The organism is Ruminococcus sp. YE71 (genome assembly GCF_900119155.1).
GTDB lineage: Bacteria > Bacillota > Clostridia > Oscillospirales > Ruminococcaceae > YE71.
The window spans coordinates 212,116-236,837 of record NZ_FPIR01000003.1; the positions used below are offsets into that span (position 1 = coordinate 212,116).

General features: G+C 55.0%; 22 protein-coding genes. 9 read left to right on the forward strand and 13 right to left on the reverse strand.

The window, feature by feature from the left end; translation table 11 throughout:
* Nucleotides 1-19: 19 nt before the first annotated feature.
* Nucleotides 20-967, reverse strand: a complete 948-nt coding sequence (locus BT142_RS04060) for an AEC family transporter (protein ID WP_072416926.1) — start codon at nucleotides 965-967, stop codon at nucleotides 20-22.
* A 197-nt stretch (nucleotides 968-1,164) separates the two neighbouring features.
* Here BT142_RS04060 and BT142_RS04065 point away from each other — a divergent pair, with 197 nt between their 5' ends.
* The 6 genes from BT142_RS04065 to BT142_RS04090 all read left to right on the forward strand — a co-directional run bounded on the left by BT142_RS04065 (nucleotide 1,165) and on the right by BT142_RS04090 (nucleotide 6,574).
* A complete protein-coding gene (locus BT142_RS04065; protein ID WP_072417022.1) occupies nucleotides 1,165-1,512 on the forward strand; it encodes an ArsR/SmtB family transcription factor in 348 nt (115 codons plus the stop codon).
* Nucleotides 1,513-1,521: 9 nt separating this feature from the next.
* Nucleotides 1,522-2,118, forward strand: a complete 597-nt coding sequence (locus BT142_RS04070) for a class I SAM-dependent methyltransferase (protein ID WP_072416927.1) — start codon at nucleotides 1,522-1,524, stop codon at nucleotides 2,116-2,118.
* 82 nt (nucleotides 2,119-2,200) lie between these two features.
* Complete coding sequence (locus tag BT142_RS04075) at nucleotides 2,201-2,428, forward strand: cation transporter (protein ID WP_072416928.1); 228 nt, start codon at nucleotides 2,201-2,203, stop codon at nucleotides 2,426-2,428.
* A 17-nt stretch (nucleotides 2,429-2,445) separates the two neighbouring features.
* Nucleotides 2,446-4,320, forward strand: coding sequence for a heavy metal translocating P-type ATPase (locus BT142_RS04080; RefSeq protein WP_072416929.1), 1,875 nt, complete (start codon nucleotides 2,446-2,448; stop codon nucleotides 4,318-4,320).
* A 138-nt stretch (nucleotides 4,321-4,458) separates the two neighbouring features.
* The gene (locus tag BT142_RS04085; RefSeq protein WP_072416930.1) at nucleotides 4,459-5,454 is read left to right on the forward strand and encodes an aldo/keto reductase; all 996 of its coding nucleotides are present in this window, start codon (nucleotides 4,459-4,461) and stop codon (nucleotides 5,452-5,454) included.
* A 160-nt stretch (nucleotides 5,455-5,614) separates the two neighbouring features.
* Nucleotides 5,615-6,574, forward strand: coding sequence for a diacylglycerol/lipid kinase family protein (locus BT142_RS04090; RefSeq protein WP_072416931.1), 960 nt, complete (start codon nucleotides 5,615-5,617; stop codon nucleotides 6,572-6,574).
* Nucleotides 6,575-7,017: 443 nt separating this feature from the next.
* Here BT142_RS04090 and BT142_RS04095 read toward each other — a convergent pair whose 3' ends face one another.
* The 9 genes from BT142_RS04095 to BT142_RS04135 form a co-directional block, all read right to left on the reverse strand.
* The gene (locus tag BT142_RS04095; protein ID WP_072416932.1) at nucleotides 7,018-7,647 is read right to left on the reverse strand and encodes a response regulator transcription factor; all 630 of its coding nucleotides are present in this window, start codon (nucleotides 7,645-7,647) and stop codon (nucleotides 7,018-7,020) included.
* A 1-nt stretch (nucleotide 7,648) separates the two neighbouring features.
* Entirely contained in the window at nucleotides 7,649-9,259 is a 1,611-nt protein-coding gene (locus tag BT142_RS04100) for a histidine kinase N-terminal 7TM domain-containing protein (protein ID WP_072416933.1), read from the reverse strand.
* Nucleotides 9,260-9,509: 250 nt separating this feature from the next.
* A complete protein-coding gene (locus tag BT142_RS04105) occupies nucleotides 9,510-11,099 on the reverse strand; it encodes an NAD(P)/FAD-dependent oxidoreductase (protein ID WP_072416934.1) in 1,590 nt (529 codons plus the stop codon).
* Nucleotides 11,100-11,118: 19 nt separating this feature from the next.
* Nucleotides 11,119-12,495: a CdaR family protein gene (locus BT142_RS04110; protein ID WP_072416935.1), complete on the reverse strand. Its 1,377-nt coding sequence runs from the start codon at nucleotides 12,493-12,495 to the stop codon at nucleotides 11,119-11,121.
* Nucleotides 12,480-13,370 carry a diadenylate cyclase CdaA gene (gene cdaA / locus BT142_RS04115; protein WP_072416936.1) on the reverse strand — a complete coding sequence of 297 codons (891 nt, stop codon included), beginning with the start codon at nucleotides 13,368-13,370 and terminating at the stop codon, nucleotides 12,480-12,482. The genes BT142_RS04110 and cdaA overlap by 16 nt, the downstream gene beginning before the upstream one ends.
* Before the next feature lie 454 nt (nucleotides 13,371-13,824).
* The gene (locus BT142_RS04120) at nucleotides 13,825-14,919 is read right to left on the reverse strand and encodes a C39 family peptidase (protein WP_072416937.1); all 1,095 of its coding nucleotides are present in this window, start codon (nucleotides 14,917-14,919) and stop codon (nucleotides 13,825-13,827) included.
* Nucleotides 14,920-14,933: 14 nt separating this feature from the next.
* Nucleotides 14,934-15,548 carry an HdeD family acid-resistance protein gene (locus BT142_RS04125; RefSeq protein WP_072416938.1) on the reverse strand — a complete coding sequence of 205 codons (615 nt, stop codon included), beginning with the start codon at nucleotides 15,546-15,548 and terminating at the stop codon, nucleotides 14,934-14,936.
* Nucleotides 15,549-15,726: 178 nt separating this feature from the next.
* Nucleotides 15,727-16,182 carry a low molecular weight protein-tyrosine-phosphatase gene (locus BT142_RS04130; RefSeq protein WP_072416939.1) on the reverse strand — a complete coding sequence of 152 codons (456 nt, stop codon included), beginning with the start codon at nucleotides 16,180-16,182 and terminating at the stop codon, nucleotides 15,727-15,729.
* 84 nt (nucleotides 16,183-16,266) lie between these two features.
* Entirely contained in the window at nucleotides 16,267-17,988 is a 1,722-nt protein-coding gene (locus tag BT142_RS04135; protein WP_072416940.1) for a substrate-binding domain-containing protein, read from the reverse strand.
* Between the two features lie 206 nt (nucleotides 17,989-18,194).
* On the opposite strand from BT142_RS04135, the gene BT142_RS04140 reads away from it, so the two are divergent.
* From BT142_RS04140 to BT142_RS04150, 3 genes are all read left to right on the forward strand, one after another.
* Nucleotides 18,195-19,694, forward strand: coding sequence for a hypothetical protein (locus BT142_RS04140; RefSeq protein WP_072416941.1), 1,500 nt, complete (start codon nucleotides 18,195-18,197; stop codon nucleotides 19,692-19,694).
* A 114-nt stretch (nucleotides 19,695-19,808) separates the two neighbouring features.
* Nucleotides 19,809-21,389 carry a glycosyl hydrolase 53 family protein gene (locus BT142_RS04145; protein ID WP_072416942.1) on the forward strand — a complete coding sequence of 527 codons (1,581 nt, stop codon included), beginning with the start codon at nucleotides 19,809-19,811 and terminating at the stop codon, nucleotides 21,387-21,389.
* A 175-nt stretch (nucleotides 21,390-21,564) separates the two neighbouring features.
* Nucleotides 21,565-22,794: a hypothetical protein gene (locus BT142_RS04150; protein ID WP_072416943.1), complete on the forward strand. Its 1,230-nt coding sequence runs from the start codon at nucleotides 21,565-21,567 to the stop codon at nucleotides 22,792-22,794.
* Between the two features lie 142 nt (nucleotides 22,795-22,936).
* On the opposite strand, the gene BT142_RS04155 is transcribed toward BT142_RS04150, so the two are convergent.
* From BT142_RS04155 to BT142_RS18640, 3 genes are read right to left on the reverse strand one after another with little or no spacing between them, the layout of a single operon-like run.
* Entirely contained in the window at nucleotides 22,937-23,434 is a 498-nt protein-coding gene (locus tag BT142_RS04155; RefSeq protein ID WP_072416944.1) for a hypothetical protein, read from the reverse strand.
* Nucleotides 23,434-24,357, reverse strand: a complete 924-nt coding sequence (locus BT142_RS04160) for an acyl-CoA thioester hydrolase/BAAT C-terminal domain-containing protein (protein ID WP_072416945.1) — start codon at nucleotides 24,355-24,357, stop codon at nucleotides 23,434-23,436. Before BT142_RS04160 ends, BT142_RS04155 begins: the two co-directional genes overlap by 1 nt.
* Complete coding sequence (locus tag BT142_RS18640) at nucleotides 24,357-24,590, reverse strand: hypothetical protein (protein WP_139182173.1); 234 nt, start codon at nucleotides 24,588-24,590, stop codon at nucleotides 24,357-24,359. Before BT142_RS18640 ends, BT142_RS04160 begins: the two co-directional genes overlap by 1 nt.
* Nucleotides 24,591-24,722: the final 132 nt, after the last annotated feature.

Genomic DNA, 24,722 nt, shown 5'->3' on the forward strand with positions numbered 1-24,722 from the left:
ATTGTTGAAAAAAAAAGTCTCACTTCACCAGGAAGCTGGCGGCGCCTGTGATGAGGGGGAGGGTGAGCATGGAGAGGACGGTGGTGATGGCGAATATTTCGGAGCAGTGTTTGGCGTTTTTGTCGAAGAGGAGCGCGAACATTGTGCCTGTGGTCGCGGCGGGGCAGGCGCAGGCTATGCAGACGGTGAGCCGCGGCATGAGGGGGACGGAGTGGGGGACGAGGCTCATGAGAAGTATCACGGAGATGGGCACGAGTATCAGCTTGTACAGAGCGGTAGTCATCGTGCCGACGTTCTTCATCGAGCGCAGGAGGTCGCTCTGGGCGGCGGTCGCGCCTGCTATGAGCATAGCGAGGGGCGTATTCATATCCGCGATGAATTGCAGGGCTTCGGCTATTACGCCGCCGACTGCGGGGATGTCGGTGAGCCTGAGTTTCGTGACGTAGCAGACCGCCCCGACGATAACGGCGATGATGGTCGGCGAGCGCACCGCTTTAAAGAATGCCGACAGGTCGGTCTCTTCCTTCATCATCATGTAGCCGTGGGTGAAGACCAGCAGGTTGAACACGGTAATGTACGCTGTCAGGTACAGCACGCCCTCGTCGCCGAAAATGCCGCGTATGAGGGGGATGCCCATGAATCCGCAGTTCGAGTAGATGCATGAGAACCGTTCCACCGACCAGTTTTCCTTGTCCTTGCGTTTGAGGAGCGACGCCAGCGGTATCGTCACGGCGAAACTGCCTGCCGCCAGCAGGAACGACCAGAGCAGACCGTGCAGAAGTTCGCTGTTGAACGCCTGCTGATAGCTCATGAAAATAAGGAGCGGATTAACGATCTTAAGCTCGACTGCCGAAAGCTGTTTTGCACCGTTTTTGTCGATGATCTTTGTTTTGTATGCCACCGCGCCGATGACGAGGATGATGGACATTATCAGCACGCGCATACCGATGACCTTTGCGTTTTCCATTAGCTTCTCCCTGTTTTTTCAGATTTTTGACATACCGATTATACAATAAATATGTGAACATTTTGTCGGTATTGACGGAATATTTGTGTAAATCGGAAAAATGGCGGTAAGCCCCTTGACAATCGGGCGAGAATGTGTTATTATATGAACAGATAAGCATATGAACACATGAAAGGCAGGGATGATAAATGTCAGTAATGACCGAGAATGAAGAAAACGGCTGTGTGCATGACGAGGTCATCGAACGGGTGAGACCCGAGATGCCCCCCGAAGAGACGCTCTACGACCTGGCGGAGTTTTATAAGGTATTCGGAGATACCACGAGGATACGCATCCTCTACGCGCTGCTCGAAAGCGAGATGTGCGTCGGGGACATGGCGGCACTGCTGGGACTTTCGCAGACGGCGTGCTCACATCAGCTGAGGGTGCTCAAAAACAGCAAGCTGGTGCGGTTCCGCAGAGAGGGTAAGGTCGTTTACTACTCGCTGTCGGACGACCATGTGGCAAAAATAATCGAGCTCGGTATGGAGCACGTTACGGAGTGAGGCGAAGAAATGTTCTGGGATAAGGTCGCATTCGGCTACGAACAGTTCGAGAAAGCGATAAACGGCAGAGTGACCTTGATGATGGGCGTCAAGACCGCCGCATTCATCGAGGAAGGCGACGAGGTGCTCGAATGTGCCTGCGGTACGGGGCTCATTAGCCGCCACATCGCGCCGAAATGCAGAACGCTCACGGCAGTCGATCTGTCGGTGAAGATGCTCGCGCAGGCAGAGAAAAACTGCGCACAGTTTGACAACATCCGCTTTTTTAAGGCGGATATCACGCACCTGAAATGCAGGGATGAGCGCTTCGACAAGGTGGTGGCAGGCAACGTCATCCACCTGCTCGACGACTCGGAAGCGGCGGTCAGGGAGCTGATGAGGGTCTGTAAAAAGGGCGGCAAGGTCATCATTCCGACCTACGTTTCGGTCTCGCCGAAACAGATGCTCATGTACGACCTGATAGACAAAACAGGCGCAAAGTTCAAAAGAATGTTCACGCTCGACACCTACAAGCAGTTCTTCGCAGACATGGGCCTCGAAAACGTCCGCTTCGAGATAGCAGACGGCGTGATGCCCTGCGTGCTGGCGGTGATTGATAAACAGTGAGCGTGATTCCCGGGGATTTGCTAAGGCGGATCTCCCCAAGTAAAATCCGCACTTTTGAAAATAATAGAAAGGATGGATCATTATGGCAATCGTAAAGAAGAGTTTTGAGATGGAGGATCTTGACTGCGCCAACTGCGCGAGAAAGATGCAGGAGGCTATTGCAAAGCTGGACGGAGTGGAAAACTGCGAGATCAGCTTTATGGCGCAGAAGATGAAGATCGAGTATGACGACTCGGACGAGAAAAAGCTGTTCAAGGAGATACAGAAGTGCGTCAAGAAAGTCGAGCCCGACTGTTCGGTGAACTTCTGACGCAGGCAAAGGAAAGTATGAAAAATTTCAAGCTCACGAAAAAACAGAAGAAGATGCTATACCGCATCACTGCGGCGATAGCGCTTCTCATCATCGCGGAGGTCGTGACCCACGCGTTCAGTCTGCCCGTCTGGGCGCAGATAGTGATATTCCTCGTGCCTTTCGGGGTTGCGGGGTATGACGTTGTACGCAAGGCGGTGCTGGGCATAGGCAACAAGCAGCTGTTCGACGAGAATTTTCTCATGACGGTGGCGACGGTCGGCGCTATGGCGGTAGGCGAGTACAGCGAAGGCGCGGCGGTAATGCTGTTCTATCAGGTGGGCGAGCTGTTCCAGAGCATCGCGACCACCCGTTCGAGGAAGTCGGTGGCGGCGCTCATGGACATCCGACCCGACAGCGCGGTGGTCATCCGCGACGGCGAGCGCATCGACGTTCACCCCGAAGAGGTGGAGGTCGGCGAGCTCATCGAAGTGGCGGCAGGCGACAAACTGCCCCTCGACGGCATCATCGAGAGCGGCGAGAGCGCACTCAACACCGCGGCTCTGACGGGCGAGAGCCTGCCGAGAGAGGTCACGGTGGGTGACGAGGTGCTTTCGGGATGCGTGAACCTGACGGGCACGCTGACTGTCCGCACCACAAAGCCCTTCGGCGAATCCACCGTCTCGAAGATACTCGAACTGGTGGAAAACGCGTCCTCGAAGAAGGCGAGAGCCGAGAACTTCATCACGAAATTCGCGAGGTACTACACCCCCATCGTCGTTATCACGGCGGTGCTGGTGGCTGTCCTGCCGCCGCTGTTCACCGACATCAGCTTCAAGACGCAGGTGTACAGGGCGCTGAATTTCCTTGTTGTGTCATGCCCCTGTGCGCTGGTGATCTCGGTGCCGATGAGCTTTTTCGGCGGCATCGGCGGCGCTTCGAGACAGGGCGTGCTCATCAAGGGCGGCAACTACATGGAGACCCTCTCGAAGGTCGGCACGGTCATCTTCGACAAGACGGGTACTCTCACAAAGGGCGAGTTCGGCGTGACCGAGATACTGACCGAAGGCTGCAATTCCGAAGAACTGCTGGCGGCGGCAGGCTCGGCTGAGATGAGTTCGAGCCACCCGATAGCGCGTTCGCTGGTAAGGACTGCCGAGGAGAGGGGCATCCCCCTCTCCCGTCCCGAAAGCTGCACCGAGATAAGCGGCAAGGGCATCAGCTGCGTGGTCGGCGGCGAAAAGATACTGGCAGGAAACGCCGCCCTCATGGATGAGAACGGCATCAGCTGCCGCAAGGATCACAACGACGGCACGGCTGTCCACATCGCGAAGAACGGCAGGTATCTCGGCGTGATAACCGTCAGCGATACCCTCAAGCCCGACAGCGCCGAGGCGGTCTCCCTGCTCAAAAAGCTCGGGGTGCGCACGGTCATCCTCACGGGCGACAACAAAAAAGCGGGCGAGGCGGCGGCAAAAGCCCTCGGTATCGACGAGGTGTACACCGAGCTCATGCCCCAGGACAAGGTGGCGATGGCTGAAAAACTCATCGCCGAAGGCAACGGCTCGACGGCGTTCGTGGGCGACGGCATCAACGACGCCCCCGTGCTGTCCCGTGCGGATGTCGGCATCGCGATGGGCGCAATGGGCGCCGACGCCGCTATCGAAGCGGCTGACGTGGTCCTCATGGACGACAAGCCCACAGGCATCGTCAATGCGGTCAAGATATCGCGCAAGACCCTCGGCATCGTGCATCAGAACATCGTGTTCGCTATCGTCGTCAAGGTCATCGTGCTCGTAACGTCCGCAGTCGGCATCACCAATATGTGGGCGGCAGTCTTCGCAGACGTGGGCGTGGCAGTCCTCGCTATCCTGAACGCCATGCGCGCACTGACCAAGCCCAAAAAGAAATAATCCTTGCATTATATTTGATAATGTGCTATAATATCCTTAGCAGCACCACACAGGTATTTGCGGTGCTGTTTTTTTCGCCGTGGAGTGTTTCACTGGGTGAAACCCCACGTACAAGCGCCGCTAAAAGGAGGAATAACCATGTATCAGGCAAAAGAGAACAGGTATGAGAAGATGATTTACAGTCACTGTGGAAAGAGCGGGCTGAAACTGCCTGCCATTTCGCTGGGGCTGTGGCAGAATTTCGGGTACGGCTCGGTGTTTGCGAACGCGGAGGAGATGTGCCGCACGGCGTTCGACCTGGGCATCACGCACTTTGACCTTGCGAACAACTACGGTCACCCTTACAACGGTTCTGCGGAGGAGAATTTCGGCAGGATACTCGACCGCGGGCTGAGAGCCTACCGTGACGAGCTGTGCATATCCACCAAGGCAGGCTACGATATGTGGGAAGGGCCTTACGGCGACCGAAACGGAAGCCGAAAGTACCTCATCGCGTCCCTTGACCAGAGTCTGAAGCGCATGGGGCTCGAATATGTGGACATTTTCTACCACCACGTTTTCGACCCGAACACTCCCCTTGAAGAGACCGCCCTCGCGCTCGACCACATCGTGAGACAGGGCAAGGCGCTCTATGTGGGCATTTCCAACTACAACCGCGAGCAGACTGCGGAGATATCCGCTATATTCGACGAGCTGAAAACGCCCTTCATCGTCAACCAGCCCTCATATTCGATGCTCAACCGCTGGATAGAGGACGACCGTCTTGACGAGTGGACGAAGGAGAACGGCGTCGGCATCGCGGTGTTCTCGCCGCTGTATCAGGGTTTCCTGACCGACAGGTATCTGAACGGCATCGCCGCGGATTCGCGCATCGGCAAGGGCAACACCTGGATAGGCGAACAGCTCACCGACGCGATGCTGGCAAAGCTCAGCAAGCTCAACGATCTGGCGCAGAGCCGCGGTCAGAAGCTCTCACAGATGGCGATAGCCTGGATACTGCACAACCCTGCGGTAACGACCGTCCTCGTCGGCGCAAGCAGACCCTCGCAGATAGAGGACAACGTCGGAGCGATAGAGAACCTCAGCTTTACCGATGAGGAGATCGCGCTCATAAACAAGATACTCGCGGAGTGAGCCGCACGCGCTTTATGTCATACTGCGACAATTCATTGAAAATGTGGTGAATGTTTGCTTTATCGGGTTGACAAAACTGTCCTGAATTGTTATAATCTATATATATAGAAAAATCGCCGTTTTTGCGCGGCGGCACACAGGAAAGGAGCGGGATTTAGCTATGAAAACCATGCTTTTCATCTACAATCCGCGTTCGGGCAAGGGTAATATCCGCTACAATCTTTTCGAGATAATCAACATCTTTACGAGCGGAGGATATCAGGTCACCGCTTACCCGACACTTAACCCCCGTGACTGCTTCAAGCTCATCACCGAGACAGGCATGAACTACGACGTCGTTACCGTCAGCGGCGGCGACGGCACCCTGAGCGAGGCTGTTCACGCACTCATGAATCTTCCCGAGAAGATACCTCTCGGCTACATCCCCGCAGGCTCGACCAACGATTTCGCATCCTCGATGAGCATCCCGAAGAATATGGAGCAGGCGGCAAGAGACATCGTCAACGGCGTGTTCTTCGAGTACGACATCGGAAAATTCAACGACAGGTATTTCGTTTACGTCGCGGCGTTCGGTATGTTCACCGACGTTTCCTACGAGACCTCGCAGGATGTCAAGAACCTTATCGGGCACGCGGCATACATCGTTGAAGGCATCCGCAGACTGCCCAACTACCGCGGTATCGAGATGACTGTCGAGCACGACGGCGTTACCGAAACGGGCAACTTCATCGTCGGACTGGTATCCAATTCAAAATCCGTGGCAGGCATGAAATTCCTCCTCGATGACACAGTGTTCTTTGACGACGGACTGTTCGAGGTCTCGCTGGTAAGGACTCCCGCGAATCCGCTCATGCTCCAGCAGACGCTGAACGACGCTATCATGAACCGTCTCAACACGAAGAATTTCCTTACGTTCAAGACTTCAAAGGTCACGTTCACCACTGCCGAGCCGCTGGCGTGGACACTTGACGGCGAAGCGGGCGGCGCTCACACAAAGATGGAGATAACCAACTGCCGCCGCGCCATAAAGCTCATAATCATGCCCAACGACAACACAGACCAGCAGCGCGAGATAGACAACATGAACGACCGCCGCCTGAAAGAGCTCGAAGACAACTGACAGGGTATCGATACCCTATGACGCAGAAGAGGTTTTGATAACCTCTGAACGGGGTAATGCTTTGTTGACACACTCCCCCGTCTGTGCTATAATGTATACTGTCAGGAGACAAAGAAACGACAAAGAAAAACATTTACCCTTCCACCTTAACCCCGAACGGTCCTACCCCACCGTCGGGGGTTCTTTTTTTGCAGGCAGGATCGGGGAGGTGGGGAAAAACCTTGCCAAAAAACGTTCATGAGCGCAAAAAAGACGGGAGCAAGCCCCCGCCCTACAAACAGATATTCTCTCTTGAAATGGTGATAGTCTGTCTTCCAAACCAAATCCAAATGACGACAATATTAAGGCAACACCGCACAACCACCGGCTTACGCCTTTGCACGGCAAGGGGAAGACCCTTTTTCAAAAGGGTCTCCCCCAATTCAACACTCCCCTCGTAAAAATCACATGATGTTATTTTTTACGGCGTAGACGGCGAGCTGGGTGCGGTCTTTGAGTTTCAGTTTTGCGAGAAGTTTTGAGATGTTGTTTCTCACTGTGCCTTCGGAGAGGAACAGTTTCTGAGCTATCTCCTTATTGTCGCAGCCCTGAGCTATGAGCCGCAGCATATCCATTTCGCGGTCGTTGAGGTCGTCGCAGACGGGGGACGGGGCAGGCGAATTCATGTTCGTTTTCATCGACGTAAAGATATTCGAGCAGAAAACGTTCATGCCGCCGCTCACGACCTTTATGGAGCTGATTATCTTTTCGTTATCCATCTCTTTGAGGATATAGCCGTCGGCACCGCTTTCCATCGCGGCGCGGACAGTCTCGGCGTCGTCGAAGGTCGTCAGCACGAGAACGCGCACATCGGGGCAGTTCTGTTTTATCTGACGGGTACCGTAAGCGCCGTCGAAACCCGGCATTCTCATATCCATGATAGCCACATCGGGTTTCAGCTGAGCGCAGAGTTCAAAAGCCTCCTTGCCGTCGGAAGCCGTTCCGACCACTTCTATCTCGCTGTCCTGAGCCAGCACTGTTTCAAGTCCCTTGCGAAGAACGGGGATATCATCGGCGATTATCACACGTATCATGTCAGACCTCCTTGTTAGCTACGGGTATCTTAACAGTTGCGCGGAAGCCCTCATCCTCACCCGAGCTGAACATCACCGTTCCGCCGAGGCGTTCGATGCGTTCGCGGATGCCGCGCAGACCGTTTCCTTCCTTTATTTCGGAGCAGCCCTTTCCGTTATCGAAATAGAACACTTCCAGCGACCTGTCGCCGAAGCGCAGTATAAAATCTATCCTGTCCGCGGACGAATAGCGCAGGCAGTTGGTTATGAGCTCGCGGCAGCTGTCGTAGACCTCGCGGATGCAGAAGGAGAACCTTCCGTCCTCCGCGCCCTGTATGCAGAGCTCGGTCTCCATATCCTTCACCGAGTCGCAGAGCATCTTCACCGCGCCCGTCACGGACTTGAGGAAGCTGTCATCGCGGAGATTGTTTATCGAGCAGCGAAGCTGAGTAACGCCGCTGCGCGAGATCCTTTCGGTCTCTTCGAGATATTCTTTCAGGTCGTTCAGACCCTCGCCCGTGACCTTCTCGGCGGCAGCCTGCGAAAGTCTCGCCAGAGATGTTATCATGGTCAGCGTGTGACCTGCCGTGTCGTGAACTTCCTGTGCGATGCGGTTGCGTTCGTGTTCGAGTGCGAGACTGCGCTCCGCAGCCGCAAGCTGAGCCGTTCTGTCCAGCAGCTCGTAGTAGTGGGTGATGTCGGCGGCGATGATGATGTGCGCCAGCGTCGCGCCCTTCGAGTCAAGACAGCGGTAGTAGCGAATGCTCGCGGTCACGCCGTCAACGGTTATCTCGGAGGGTTCGTCGGAATTCTCGTTCGTCATTTTGAGGACGTCGGCAAGGGCGGTGTTCTCGTCCGCGCCCAGCAGCTTCCTCGCGGAGGAGCTGAGATAGGTTATCCTGCCGCGGCGGTTGAATATCATCACGCCCTCGGCGATGGAGTTGAACGCATCCTCAAAAGCCACGCCGTTGACGTTCAGGAAGTCGTACCTGTAGGTCGCCAGCAGTATCAGCAGACCCGACAGCGCAAAGGTCAGCGGCGTGACAGCTATCTTCGTCCTGATGACGCCGCTTATCGACAGAAAGTTGAAGAGCAGCGGTATGCAGGTCGCAAGAAGTATCAGCGTGCCCTGACTCGACGGCCGCTGCTTCAGGATGAAACAGCACCGTATCACCATGTAGATGCCCGTCAGGAACGCCGAGTAAATGTATGCCTGCCCGATGTAGAACGCGGGCCCGTATACCGTTCCGTCCAGCGTGAATGACTTGTAGTAAAGGTGATGACACGGGTTCGTCAGGATTATCACAAAGAAGAACAACGATATGGATGTCATTATGTATACGAAATTCTTCGGCGTCTGCCTGTCAACATAGTTCAGTACGAATAACAGCCAGAACGTCCCCGTGAACGATACTCCAAGGTTCCCGATGGTGTAACTCTGCCATAACTGCTTCACAGTCACCGACTGCAATATCAGCAGCTGCGAGATAAGCCACAACGCAAGCGTCGTGTGGTTGCCTATGAAAAAATACGTCGTGATACTGTGGTCGCTTCGCAGCATCAGCCAGCATATGCACCAGCCGACCGCCGCAAGCCCCAGCCAGTACGCGATACTCAATAACGTTATTGTCATGCTATCTTCCTTAACGTGGTTTTTTTCTTTTGGGGAAGACCCTTGCCAAAAAGACGTTAAACGCTTTATTTGCGTAATTTTTTAGATGATCACTCTTGAAGCGGTGATAGTCTATCTTTCAAACCACACTAACAAACGACATATTAAAAGTCTTTGGAATGGGGGCCGCCTTAGCTTCGCACGGCAAGGGGAGAACCTTTCTTCAAGCCGTGCGAAGCTAAGGCGGGTTTCCCCCAGTCAATACCCGCACTCAGCAAGGCGAGTACTGAGACATGATGGCAAGGGCAGCGCGGATGCCGTCTACGGCTGCCGACATTATGCCGCCTGCGTAGCCTGCGCCTTCGCCGCAGGGGTAAAGGTTGTCGGCCGCCGAGGCTGTGCCGAGTTCGGAGCGGGGCAGACGGATCGGCGAGGAAGTTCGTGTTTCGGGGGCGGTCAGGAGAGCGCCCATGTCGGCGTAGCACGCCATTTTCCGCGAGAACGCCTGCAAGCCTTCTGCGAGCGCGTCGGTCACAAAAGCGGGGAAAATGTCCCGAAGTTCCTGTTCGCGCACTCCGCAGGCGTAGGTAGGCGTCACGGAAGCTCCTTTGAGGGTCGGCTGACCGCTCAGGAACCCGCCGACGGTCGTTGCAGGCGCGGTATAGCCGTTCATCGCCCGATAGGCGGCGCGTTCGATGTTCTTGGCGAAGTCGAAACCGTCGAATGCCCCGTGCCCGAAGTCATCGGGGGACACCGAGACGACCACTGCCGCGTTGGAATTTCTGCCGTCGCGTGCAAATTCGCTCATACCGTTCGTGACGATGCCGCCCTTTTCGCTGGCGGCAGGCACGACCACTCCGCCCGGGCACATACAGAAAGTATACACCCCTCTGCCGTCGGCGGTGTGATGCGAAAGCTGATACTCCCCGACGGGCAGGAGCGGATTGCCTGCGTGTTCGCCGTAGAGGGCGCGATCGACCGACTCACGGGTGTGCTCTATCCTCGCGCCCACCGAGAATGGCTTGGGTTCGAGGGTCACTCCCCTGCCGTGCAGGAGCCTGAACGTATCGCCTGCCGAGTGTCCGCAGGCGATGACCAGCGAAGCGCATTCTTCCTCGCCCCTGCCGCTCTTCACCGAGCGGACGCTGTTGTTCTGTATGCTGAAACCCGTGAGCGGCGTTTCAAAAGCGATCTCGCCGCCGAGCCGTTTTATTTCCTCGCGGATGTTTTTTACCACCGTTCTCAGCACGTCGGTGCCGATGTGGGGCTTCGCCTTGGTCAGCACCGAACGGTCGGCGCCGAACTTCACGAAGGTCTCAAGGACGTATCTGCACTTGGGGTCGCTGATACGCGTGGTCAGCTTGCCGTCCGAGAAAGTGCCTGCGCCGCCCTCGCCGAACTGCACGTTCGAGTTCTCGTCAAGCTCGCCCGTTTCCCAGAAGCGGCGGGTCTTGTCGGTGCGTGTGTCAACGTCCGCGCCCTTTTCCAGCACGAGGGGTCGGTAGCCGTACTGCGCGAGCATCAGCGCACAGAACATACCCGCAGGCCCGAAGCCTGCTATGACCGTCCTGCCGCCGCGCTTTTTCGGCGAGATAACGGGGCTGATGTCGGCGCTCACCGCCATCCTGCACGAGCTGTCGCGTCCGCACAGCTTCTTTTCGAGGGCAGGGTCTTTCAGTTCGAGGCAGACCGAGTGGACGAAGTGCATACTGCCGCGTTTTCTCGCATCGAGAGAAGTCTTGTGTATATCCGCCGCCGCAACTGCCGATGGCGGTATCCTCAGTTTTTTCAGAGCCGCGGCGATGACCTCGCCTGCTTCGGCTCCCACAGGTGCTTTGATACCTGACGCTATTACTGCCATATCTTCACCCGTTTTCCGCTCAGCGGTCGTCGGCAAGCGACGAGCTGTCGGATGCCGATGAGCTGTCCGACGCGGACGACGAGCTCGACGACGAATTGAGCGACGAGATGTCCGATACGGTCAGCACCGCTTCATGCGTGCCTATATTCCAGATGTTGTTGTACTTGTCGGAGTATATCTTCACCTCATGGGACACCGAGCCGTTCGCCGAAATGTCGCTGAGGTCTATCTCTGCCACGAGGTGCTTGATCTTCAGCTTCTCGATGACTTCCGAGGGTCCGATGATGACGACATTGACTATCTGCTCGTTGTCGAGCTTCGCGGTCTTGCCTGCGGGGACGTTCGTGAACTTCACGTTTTCCGCAGGTATGGTAAAGCTCGCGGTGGTGTAGTCCGAGAGGTCGATAGCGAGCTCGACCTGTTCGATGCCGCTCTGGTTCTCCTCATTTGCCGAGAGCAGGCTGTTTATCTCGTTCTTGAAGGTCCTGCCGCGGTTTATCTCGTACATGGATATGGGCGAGAGCAGCAGCTCCTCGGTGGAATTCGCGTCGAGCTGGGGCGTGATGAACTGTATCGTTTCCGCCGACAGCGTCACGGGGAGCGAGCTTATGTCAAAGTTAGGCGGCTGGTCGGTGAACTGCGGTCTGAGGGTCGCCGTCACCTTCTTGTATACCATGAACTTGATGCTCACAAGTGTGTTTTCGATGGTGTAGTCCGCGCTGCGGAGCAGGTTGTTGTTCTCGTCATACAGCAGGATGGTGTCGGTGGTGACGGTCATGTCGTCCGAAAGGCTCTGCTCGTCGGAGTAGACCGCTTCGACCCTCTTTATCTTCTCCAGCTCGTTGACGGGACCCGAGATGTCGATGCTTCCCGGCTGTACCGTAGTCGCTTTGAGGGTGTAGCCCTCAGCCGCGCTGACGTTCGGCACGGACGGGAAAACTTCCATGCTGATGGTATCTATCTGGTCGAACTTGACCTCGACGGTCGAGGGGGTGACGGACAGTATCTTGCACCTGTCGGTAGCGTGAGTGCTCTTGACCTCGATGTCCAGCTGGTACGTGCCTGCCTTGGTAACGTCGTCAACGTTGACCGTTGCCACAAGGTCGTTGACGGCGTAGGTGCCTATCTCGTAGTTCATGCCCTCTATCTCCACATCGACCGTTATGTCCTTATAGCCGAGAGCGCTGAGCCCCTTGGTCTCTGCGACGGTGCCTGCAAGGGAGAATACGACGGGAATCTTCGAGATAGTCTTGGTAGTTGTGGGAAACTGGGTTATCGCGAGTGCGAACCATATTATAACGGCAATAACGACAGCGAGTATCCTCATCGCGAAGTCCGAGAGTACGCCGCCCTTGCCGCCTTGTTTTTTCTTCTTTTTTATTACTTCTTTCTCCATCCGGATATCATCCTTCCAACAAAGGTCGAGCTTGTTCCATCGTTCTGCTCTTCGGTCACGAGTCTTGAGCGCAGCAGCTTTGCGAGGCTGTCTTTCGAGAAGCCCCTCGTCAGCTCGCCGTTTTCCGCAACGGAGATAGTTCCCGTTTCCTCGCTGACGACTATGACCACAGCGTCGCTGTTCTCACTCATGCCGATGGCCGCACGGTGTCTTGAACCGAGCTGCTTGGCTATAAGCTCTTCCTTCTGCGGCTTTGGCAGAAAACAGCCTGCCGCAAGGATCTTGCCGTCTCTCATTATGACCGCGCCGTCATGCAGCGGCGTGTTCGGGTAGAAAATGTTGCCGAAAACCGCGGCGCTCGGGGTGCAGTCGAGTATCGTGCCCGTGTCTATCTGCTCGCCGAGCCTTGTCTTGCGCTCGCAGATGATGAGTGCGCCAGTGCAGGTCGCCGAAAGGTTCTGCGCCGCTTCACAGATGGCGCCGATAGCGTTTGTCCATTTCTCGTTGCTGTCGGAGCTGTCGGAAGTGGGGATAAAGCTAAAGTCGGTTATCTTCGCACGGCCGAGCTTTTCTATCATACGCCTCAGCTCGGGCTGGAACAGTATGACAAGCGCAATGATGCCCCACTGGAAAAATACTTTTAAAAGGTATTTCAGCGCGTCCAGCTTGAAAAGCATCGCAAGCAGATAGAACGCGATGAGCAGCAGGATGCCCTGCACAAGCTGTAACGCCCTCGTCTCACGAATGAGCTTGAAAGCATGGTATAATATATATGAAAGTATCGCTATGTCAACGATGTTGTTTAATCTTATCGAGAGAAAAACTCCGAGTATGGAGTTCATAAGCTCCGTAAAGCTGCCAAACGAATCAAACATCCGGGCAACGCCTCCTTTGTATAAGCTGCACTGTTATTATTGTACCATAAATCTCTCCGAAGTGCAAGCAAAATTTGCAATTTCATCAAAAAAAATGGCACCGACGGGGGGGGGGAGTTTATTGGGGGAGACCCTTTTGAAAAAGGGTCCTCCCCCAAACCCCCTCACTAAAACTTTTAATATGTTGTCTGATGGATGTGGTCGGGAAGATAGTCCCTTGACATTTCAAGAGATGTCATCTGATGAATACGCTCAAATGTTGCGTAACGCACTCATGAACGTCTTTTTGGCAAGCGCAAGCTGCCTGAGAGTAGAATCACAAATTTCCCGACCTGCACAGAGTAAAGAAGAACTACTCACAAGCCAAAAAGTATTAAAAGTTTTAGTGAGGGGGTCTCCCCCAAGAAAAAAAAAAAGCCACGGCACCAGCAAAGAAGTACCGTGGCTTAGAGGTTTAAGAAATGCAGAGGATGGCGTTTTCGTTGGTGAACTTAGCGCCTGCCGACTTGTCGAGGAGGTCGGCGTCGCAGGATCTGAGGGGGTAGCCGAGGTCTACCTTGTCCTCGCGGTAGGAGTTTGCGTAGATGAATTCGGGGGTGCCGTTCTTTTCGGTGTAGCCTGTGAAGAGCATATAGTGTTCAAGTCCGCTCTCCTGTACCATGTCGCCGTTGTCGAACTTAACGAGCACCATCGCCTGTCTGCCGCTTTCAAGGATCTCCTTGACCACCTCGGAAGGTTTTCTGTTGGCGTCGTAGGCGTTCACGAGCTGGTAGCCGTAAATATCCTTCGCAAAGTTCATAACTGCGTCCGCGCTCATTCCGCCGCCGTAGAGGTAAAGGGAGCCCTGATCCGAGTAGCCGTGATCCTGCGCGTAGGCGAGCAGCTGGGAATAATCGGAAAGCTCGGGGATAACGGGCTTGATGCCTGTGTAGCGTTCCATCATGTGCAGGCAGGCGGGAGCGCTTCCCGAATAGCCCACATATCCGCTGGTTATCTGGCAGACCATACCCACGGGCATGATTATCGCGGAGGTATCCGACATCACGTTTTCGGCAGGGACGAGAGCCTTGCCGTCGCGGTAGTCGATCTCGATATAATTGCCGTCCTCGGAGAAGGGTCTGCCCGTGTAGTAGCCCTTCGAGTACAGGTCGGGATACTCGGTGACGGGGGCTTCCGCGTCGTCGGGCTGAACGTATATCGGGGTCTTCTGGTCGAGCTGATAGAGACCCGTGTACACGCCGTTCTGTGCGTTCGCACCCTGTGCCGAGCCGCCCACCTTGAACACCATACTGCTGTTGCCGTCAGCGGGTGTCTTGTCGGGAACTTCCGCCTCAACGGGCTGAGTCTCATCGGAGACGGTATCGGCAGGAGCAGTCTCCGCCTGCTTTGCCGTGGTCGTGGTGACAGCCTCGGGTTTCAGCTCGGCAGCCTTGCCGCCCGATTTTTTCACCGCAGCCGTCACGCCGTATGCTATCATCATGATGATGAGCACCGCCGTGCATCCAATGAATATGCCCAGTACCGTAACTGTCAGCTTACTCTTCTTCATCCCTTACTACCCCTTTATTCATCCTCATATTTTACGTCTATCACTTTGGTGCCGTCAGCCTGCTTCTTATTCTTCTTCGACCTGCCGTCCACGAACTTCTTTTTGAGGACAGCCGTCGAGCTTCCGCTGACGAAACTGAATATACCTGCCGCAGTCAGCGCCACACCGAGAAGTCTCATGACGCCATCGATGATGAACAGCGGCATCACCAGCACGAGCGTGCCGAACACCACCGTCAGCAGCGAGGAGACCATCGGCTTCTTCCAGGAGTCGGTGTATTTTTTCAGCGACACCGCCTCGAACAGCTTCGGGACTCCCGAGAAAATCAGGTACACGCCCAGCGTACACATCACGGCTCTTTCAAGAAAGCGCTCGTTCACCAGCACGAAGATACCGCCCGCCAGCAGCGCGATATTTCCCAGAAGCGACATGATGCCGACCCTTGAATCGGAATCCGAAGCCCTCGACATGATGAACCTCAGCACCCCGAACGCCGCCCACACGATGAGCACCGTGCCGACTATGCTGTTGAGCACCTGTCCGATCATATCGGGTTTTATTATGAGCGCGATGCCCATAACAATGCAGGCAGCCGCTCCGAGACTGTAATTCTGCATCATTTTTTTCATATTTCAAGCACCTCCGTAAAAACAACAATATTCCATTATTATTTTACAATATTATCTTACAAAATGCAAGCGATTCGGGATTATTTGTCATCACGCATTAAAAACCGCCGCCCGTGGTCGGCGGCGATTAGTGATAATGTGAAAAAAATTGTTACGGACAATGCCGCGCAGTTCTTCCTCACTCCTTCGTGAGCGTTTCGAGGAGAGCCTTGCAGCCCGTCAGGATGTCGTTATACGCGATGTCGAACCTGCGGCTGTACCACGGGTCATCCACATCCTTCCCCGAACCCGCAAAGCTCAGCAGCTTCACTATCTTGCCGTCGGGGTCGTCGCGGAAAATGTACGATATATTGCGGCGGTTGAAGTCGTCCATGTACACGAACATATCCCACTTGCCGTAGTCCGTGGGTTTCAGCCGCACCGCGGTCTTGCCCTTGCAGGACAGCCCGTGCTCCGCAAGTATGCTTTTTGCAGGCGGATAAACGGAGTTTCCGATCTCCTCCGACGATGTCGCCGCCGAAGCTATCTCAAACTCGTCCTCCAGCCCCGCCTTCTTCACCAGGTCTTTCATTATAAACTCCGCCATCGGCGAACGGCAGATGTTGCCGTGGCACACAAACATTATCCTATTCATTTTTTTGTCCTTCCTTCTTAATGTGTGAGTTTTACCGTGGGAAACCCTTCTGAAGAAAGGTCTCCCCCAATACAAGACCCGCACTCACCCTTTTCTCCGCGCATCACGGCGATATTCGGTGGGAGTCTGACGGGTGATGCGTTTGAACTGCTTCATGAAATAGCTTTCGGTGGAGTAGCCGCAGGCCGCCGATATTTCCGAGAGTGAGAGGTCGGTATCGGCGAGGAGGTGTTTGGCTGCATCCACGCGAAATTCGATCAGATCCTCGAACAGGCTTTTGCCGAACATCTGCTTGTAGTGCTTTTGCAGGGTGCTTTTGGACAGGCCGCTTTCCTCGCAGAGGGTCTCGACCGTCCACTGTTCGGTGGGGGCTTCGCGGAGTTTTTCGCGCAGTCGGATGAGTTTTTCATTCAGCTCGGAGCGGTTTCGGCTGCGCACCGACTCCTCATCGGCGCAGTCGGGAGCGTCGGGCCTGCCGAGGTACAGCCTGTCAAGCGCCTGCGTCAGCACCGTGACATAGTGCAGCCAGTTCTCGTCGTAGACGCGGCCGTGCTCCCCGAACGAGAGGGATATCATCCCGAACTGCCGCGAATTCAGGTGCAGCGGCGAGACGAACACTATCTCGGGGTCGGGACTGCCCGAAAGGAACGCCGCCGCACTTTTCGCAGACGGAACGCTATTGTGTATCTGCGGCACACCGTCCGCATCGCAGGAAGCGGCAAGGCGATATTCACCCGATCGTCCGCAGATGAAAATACGCACCCTCTTCATCTGAAAGATAGTTTTGCTATGGTGCAGGGCGCTTTCCAGAAGCTCGGGGAGCGTTTTCGCCTGTGCAAGCGCAGGCGCCATGCTGACGCCGAACATATACTCCGACCACATCCGCGGCACGGCAGTGTCGGTATCGGTCGGGATCGGCTGAGGGGGGATGTTCGTGCAGCCGCAGGAGCTGCCGATCAGGAAACCGCTTCTCTTCCGCGCCGCCTTGCTGCACAGAAGTCCCGTCATATTGCGGTACAGGCGGCGGACGGCATCGGTGCCGAGGTGGAAATGGTCACGCTCGTAGGTAGTGAGGGTGACGTCAACGTTCGAGGTGAAGGGGTAGCCGTCATAGCCCGTCACGGCAACGTCCTCGGGCACGCGGACGCCGCCTGCTATCAGCGTTTTTATGAGGGAGACAGCCATGACGTCATTTCCGCAGACGACCGCTTCGGGCATGGGGAGCCTGCCCGTCAGAAGTTTTTCGGCGTAGGGCAGGACGGAATCATACCAGAAAGTCCCGTACTCGAAATAGCTGTCGTCGAAATAGAGCCCGTGCTGTGTCATGCGGTCTTTCCATGCGCGCAGACGGGTCTGTGCCTGCTGACTGTCCGCGGGGCCCGTCAGGCAGTATATCTTCCGATAGCCGTGGACTTCGATCAGATGCTCGACTACCCTGCCGAAATCGTCGTAATCGTCGTACTGCGTGCTGTCGAAAACGGGGTGAGTCTGCTCATCGACGGTCATCACGTATTTCTGTGTTTTCAGCAGGAGCCGTTCGATCTCCTCGGTCACGGCGGCGCCCATCGAAGGAGCGTCCTTCAGGTACAGGAACGCGTCTATCTCCCGAGCTTCGATATATCGGAATATCTCAAGCTCCGCCTGTGCGTGTTCGGGGGCGGCGCCTTCAAACTGTATCAGCGGCGCGAGGATGACCGCGTCACATCCGCAGAGCCGTATCTGACTGACCGCGCCACGGAGGATGTCCTTCATGTACATTTTCGCCAGCACGGGCGTGACGATGCCGATAAGCGGTCTTTTTTCCATACGCTGTCACCTCCCGAAGGTCTGTTGTACTATTATATCACATTCTGTGCGAAAAATCAAGACGATATTGCATCTGATGGAAATAAAACTTTGTTATTTCAGACAATTTTTAATTGACAGCGTGAAATAAATATGTTACAATGTAACCAATCCGAGGATTAAGTTAAAATATTTTGCAAAATTGTTAATAAAAGGAGGACTAAGAAATGCAAATAAAGAAGATCGCCGCTCTGACAGCGGCGGCAGTAATGTGCATGAGCACGATGGCGGCACAGGCAGCACCGTTCACAGCGGTCACGGTCTCCGCGGAAACTATCGCCGATATGCCGTCGAAATATCAGAGCGCGGCGGACTGGATATGGCAGAACCGCGTAGTGAGGGAAAACTCCACGGGTTCGCAGACACGCCGCTGGAACTCGCTCTTCGACCAGATAATTGACGGCAAGGGCACACTGAACTACGTCGTCCGCTGGCACTCCACCAAGACCATCACCTACGAACAGCGCCGGAAGCTTGAGACCGCGCTGGACGACTGCGTGAACGCATGGACAGACTGGCTGGTGGGCTATGAGGAATGGCCTTATCAGCACGTTGATGTGAACATCGTCGGCTGGGCTGTGGCGGACAAGTCCCTGCTACTCGACCTTCATCCCGACGAGGTAGTCTATACCAACACGGAGCAGTACGTGATACAGCCGGGCGAGAGCAGTCAGATACCGACGGTCATGGCGAGTGCGCCTTCCGAGCTGTCGAGGTTCGACCACTTCACGGACGAGAACTATCAGTACCCCGGCGGACTCGACAAACGCTTCGATATGTACCTATGGGCGACTCAGGGCTTCCCCGAGATAGGCGGATGCGGCGGCGACTGGGGTCAGAGACTCGGCGACAGCTACTACCTCGGGCTGGCGAACGGCACTGCCACTCCCCACGTCCAGATCCACGAACTGGGTCACGGATTCGGGTTCACCGACTTCTACGGCGGCGAGGGCGCGTCGGACGGATTCCCCCCCGGAGGTTTCCCCGTTGAAGGCGGCGGCTCGATCATGATGGCAGGCTCTTCAAGCGTCATCACCGATTTCGACGGCTGGTTCATGCGCTACACCTGGAGCAAGATAAAGGACGAAAAGGGCCGCTTCGACCTGAAAAACGCACAGCCCTCAAAGCCGACGACCGCCACCGCCGAGTTCACCGACAAGATAACGAACATCAGCGTTCAGAGCGGCGGATACTCCACCATCACCTTCGCGGACAACGGCACCTACCGCTTCCCTGCGACGGGCTACTTCGACAGCGACAGCAAGAACCTCGCGTTCTACGAGGCAGGTGACACGGTGTCCATAAAGTTCACATACAGCACCGCCGACTCCGAGATAAAGAACATCGAGTCCTTACAGCTTATCGAAAACGTCCATAACGACAGCGTTTACGTCAGCGATGCCAGGGTGGAGTACAGCGAGGCGACCCATCAGGTAAGGCTCACATGGTCGCCTGTGGAGGGTGCGGAGAAATATGCCGTTGCAGTATATTTTTCGGGCAAGTGGAGGATCTACGCCCCAAGCATCCCGGCTTCGACAACGAGCTACACCTCGCCCAAGAACCTTGCGCCCAACAAGTCCTACAAGGTCGCTGTCGCAGTCAAGGTCAACGGCGAATGGAACGCCGCCGAGGCTGTCAAGCACCCCCTGACCATCACCATCAGGTAAGGTGCGCTGTGATCGTGCTTTTTTATCGGATAAAGTTGACAAACGGTAAAATAACTGGTATAATAATAACGTAAAATGGCAGTTTTACAGAATATTATCTATGCGAGGACGATCATGAAAACAAAAATTTTTCAGCGCGCAGTAAAGATCTGCGCAGGACTGACCGCATCCGTACTGATGCTGACTTCGTCCGCACTTACGGTGACGTCATCCGCTTTTTCACAGGCAAGACCTGCCGCCGCCTACAGCAAGAGCGTGACCTTCGAGTCTTTTCCTTCGGCTGTCAACGGCGGCGAGCCTATCCGCGGCGTGGACATCTCCTCGATAATCTCTATCGAGGAAGCAGGTGTCGTTTTCCATGACGACAGCGGAAGAGAAGAGGACATTTTCCGCGTGCTGTACGACCACGATGTGAACTACATCCGCGTGCGCGTGTGGAACGAGCCGAACGACGGCAAGGGTCACAGCTACGGCGGCGGAAACAACGACGTGAACACCGCCTGCGAGATCGGCAGACGCGCCGCAAAATACGGCATGAAGCTGCTGGTGGACATACAGTATTCCGACTTCTGGGCGGACCCTGCCAAGCAGACCCGCCCGAAATACTGGGCCGCTCACGACCATAACACTCTCTCGGGGGAGATATACAAGTGGACGACCTGGGTGCTGACCGCCATCACCGAGGCCGGCGGCGACATCGGCATGGTGCAGGTCGGCAACGAGACCAACTGCTTCTTCTGCGGCGAGAAGGATATGTACAAGATCTGCGACCTCTTCGCAAGCGGCGACAAGGCGGTGCGCGACTTTGACAAGAACATCCTGATCGCGCATCACTTCGCGAACCCTTCAAACGCCGATCACTACTACTGGTACGCGAAGGTCATGAACGAGTGCAAGCTCGATTACGACGTCTTTGCGACTTCCTACTACCCCTACTGGCACGGCACCGCCGAGAACCTCACAAACGTGCTAAGGACTATCGGCAACACCTACGGCAAGTACGTCATGGTGGCTGAAACGGCGTATCCGTACACTTCCGAGGACGGCGACGGTTTCGGGAACGTGGTCTCCGCAGGTTCGGGCGGCGCAGATCTTCGGTATGATATCTCCGCGGACGGACAGGCGGAATGTCTGACGGATGTCTTTCAGGCTGTGGCGAACTGCGGCGATAAGGGCATAGGCGCATTCTACTGGGAACCTGCATGGCTGGGCGTCAGCGGCATTTCCTGGTGGGAGCAGAAGGATAAGTGGGCGCAGTACGGCTCGGGCTGGGCGACGGATTATGCCGCCGAGTACGACCCCGATGCGACTTCGGCAGGCGGTTCGTCCTACGACAATCAGGCGCTGTTCGACTTCAGTGGTCATCCGCTGGATTCGCTCGACGTGTTCACACGCGTCTACCCGAAAAAACAGAAGCCCCACATCGACGACCCCCACAATTTCAAGATCACCCGTCTGTACGGCGACCTCGACGGCGACAATGAGATCACCGAGAGCGAACTCTCGCTTCTGGAACGTGCCGTCGTGAACGACTACGTACCCGACGAGGAACAGTCGGTGCTGGGCGACCTCAACATGGACAGCAGTGTGGATGTCATGGATGTCATCCTGCTGGACAGATACCTGCACGAAGGCGGCCTTTCGGCGAATTGGAAGACTGTCATCGGCGAAAAAACAGTCTTTGAGCGCAAGTGACAAACAGCTTAAAAAGCGCTGATATTCCGCGGTATCCGCATAATGTGGATGCTGCGGATATTTTTATCCTCTTGTACATGGGCGGAAAACACTTGAATTTTCTGGAAGCATATGGTATAATATTCAAGGCAGGCGGATGCCCTGCCCGTACATCACAGAAAAAGAGGGACAACACATGGATATACTCGGATTCAAGATCACCGAAAACCACGATCTGAAACAGCCCTACAACAAGTTCGCAGGTCAGCTGTCGAAGTGGTACAACGGCGGAGAGATCCCCGTGCTCGCGAGTCAGGATATGCGCCTTACTCTCGAATTGCAGCGGCAGAAGCTGAGGTCGCTGGGCCTGGATATGAAATGCGGTCTCACCACCGTGCAGAGCAAGTACGGCGATACGGGCGGTCTGACCTACTGCGACAGGATATTCTCGAACAGCATCGTCAGCGGAAACGCCCAGCTCAACAGGAGCATCAGCGACAAGTCGCAGGGGGTCATCTTCGACGAAAAGCTCGGCATCACCGCCGTGATACAGGATCTGAAAGGGGAGACACGACCCAGTGCCGACATGGCGCTGTGCTGTCCCCACTGCGGCGCACCCTCGACCCTCGGCGAGCTTGAGAGCGGATGCAGATTCTGCGACACGCAGTTCCTGATGAGCGAGCTTTTCCCGAAGGTGATGAACATTTTCATCGGAAGAAAGAAGGACAACTCGCCGAAGAACAAGCGCGACTTTGCGATATGTCTGGCGGTCGGCATCGTCCCGATGCTCATCTACGCTCTCATCAGCGGCTCGGACAGTCTTGCCGAAACTATCGCCGCAGGGATCATTACAGGCGGCGTCATCGGCGTCTCGCTGTTCGTGTTCAAGAAGATGATCGAGACGTTCGCGCTGATGGGCAAGACCGCGAGAGGCGGTTCGCAGGCGCTGTCGTCGGTGCATTATCTGAGCAAGATCAAGCGTCACGACCCCGAGTTCTCCACCGAGTATTTCCGCGACAAGGCTATCTCGCTGTTCAGAATGGCTGTCTACAGCAAGAACGCCGGGGAGCTGACCTGCTGCAAGTGTCAGTGCCCGAAGAAGCTGGCGGACATCATCGAAGCGGACATCTACAATTTCGGCGTGAACAGCTGTAAGATAAAGGACGAGGTCTGCAACGCGGATGTCACCCTCTATCTCGACACGCTCCACTACAAAAACGGGAAGATAAAGGACAGGACGGACAAGGTACGCATGAATATGCGCAAGCGGATAAAGAAGCCGACCGAGCTGGGTTTCTCGTTCAGGGCGGTCAGCTGTCCCTCCTGCGGTGCGAGCTTCGACGCCCACAAAGCCAAAGCCTGCCCGTTCTGTCACGCCGAGTACGACATCGAGGAAAACGACTGGGTGGTCACAGATATTCGGTGACGATCGGTTCACGCATTTAAGATACCATTCCAAAAGGCACGGCAGATGTGTTTTTCTGCCGTGCCTTACTGTCTGACCTTATTTCGGAAATCCGTTGACCGCAACATATACCGCAAAGATGATGATGTCTATCGCCATGTCATTAAAACAGAGTGCATATCCACGCCGCCAGTGCGGAGGCTGCGGGAAAAATCACCAGCAGCTTGAGCAGCTGACTTCTGATATTGAAGCCGTATTTTCTGTTTGAATACACGCTTTCGACTTCGGGAAAGTAATGCTGAAAGAATCTGTATCTCATAAGCAGAAAATAATCAAAGCAGACCATGTCATATATCTTGTATATCGAAAATATCAGCACGAACCGCAGAAAGAACTGCCCGAATGTAAATCCGCTGCGAAATCCGTCCCATATCGAGATAACGCCTACTCCTGCTATCATCAGAAAGCTGAAAGCCATCAGCGCCCAGCCGATAACTCGCGCACCGTAGAACAGCTCTGTCTCTCTCGGCTTGATAACCTCCTGCGCTTCCTTTGGTGCCGAAGAGAAAAACTTTTTATCCTGAATAAAAGCGACCGCAGAAAGCAGCATCAGGGATATCGCTGCGCAGAATACTATCGCTAAAAATATCGTTAAAAGCATTATATCTCACCTCGCTCGCCGTTCAGCCACCTTATTATCTCCCTCTCCGACAGCTCGAATGCCCTCATGCACACCGCTCTGTCGGTCAGGAAGCTGCGGTAGACAAGCCCGATAAGCGGTACCGCCGCATACAGCAGCCGTTCGCGCTTTCTGTTCGGCATTACGCCTATAAGGTGGCTCGCCTTCGGGAAGATCAGCGCCTTGCAGTCTTTCTCATATGCTGCATTGTCAAGCCGCTTTTTCATATATCTGACAGAATATTCAGACCACCACGCTTCATCGTGACCGCCCGCTATCATCAACACTCTTGCATCTGACTTTTCGATATGCAGAGCGGCTTGTTCCACACGCTGTTTATCCCTGTATGCGTCACGGTAAGCACACCACATCCTCGTGACCCTGCGCCCCTCCTCGTCGTCGTAAACATATCTCATCATGCCGCCCGATGAAAAATCGGCTGTAACGTATGGGATATCCTCGCCGTTGAACGTCGCGACCGAACGTCCTGTCATCGTCTTTTTGTCGGCAAGCGTACCCTCGAACGGAACGTGAGTCGGAGAACAAAGAACCAGGCTGTCAATACCACCGAAATGCTCCGCCGCAAGTACAGCGAAGACCGTTCCCATCGACATTCCGTAAATGCTTATGCTTTTGAAGCCCATATCTCTCAGTGTGCCGATAGCCGCACCGAACATCTCCAGCGGAATGCGGTCGGGAGAATCGTGGAGACCCTCCGCCCCGAACAGCGAGACCGACAGTCCCGCAAAGCCGAGATCTGCAAAACGCTCGGCTATCATCCTACCGGGAAGCAGACTCTTTTCGCCGCCCATTATGACGATAACGGCTCTGTCCGAACCTGCGTCGGGCTGTACCAGATGACCTGCAAAGCCGTGATCGGTCATATTATAATGCCTGTATTTCATTACAGTCGTTCCTCCTTATCCCTGCCGCACACGCAAGCCACAGATAACAGCATAAACGCTATCCCCCACGACTCTCCTCCTGCAAAAATGTGCCTGAATATCTGCTCGCCTGTCAATGCCGTCAAGCCTTTACCGAGTACCTGACATATCACAAAAAGCACAGCGTCCCCCTGAACGGGTGAACAGCTTGAACAGGTTCGGGAGCCTGCCGCCGAGACGGAATGCTTTTTCAATATTTCATTTTACCTGAATTTCATTTCCATTTGTGTTAGTTATTGCTAACTGTATTATATCACACTAAAGTCTAAACGTCAATATGATTTTGAAAAAATCTCGCCTGCACATATTATTCTGTTAGTTTTCAG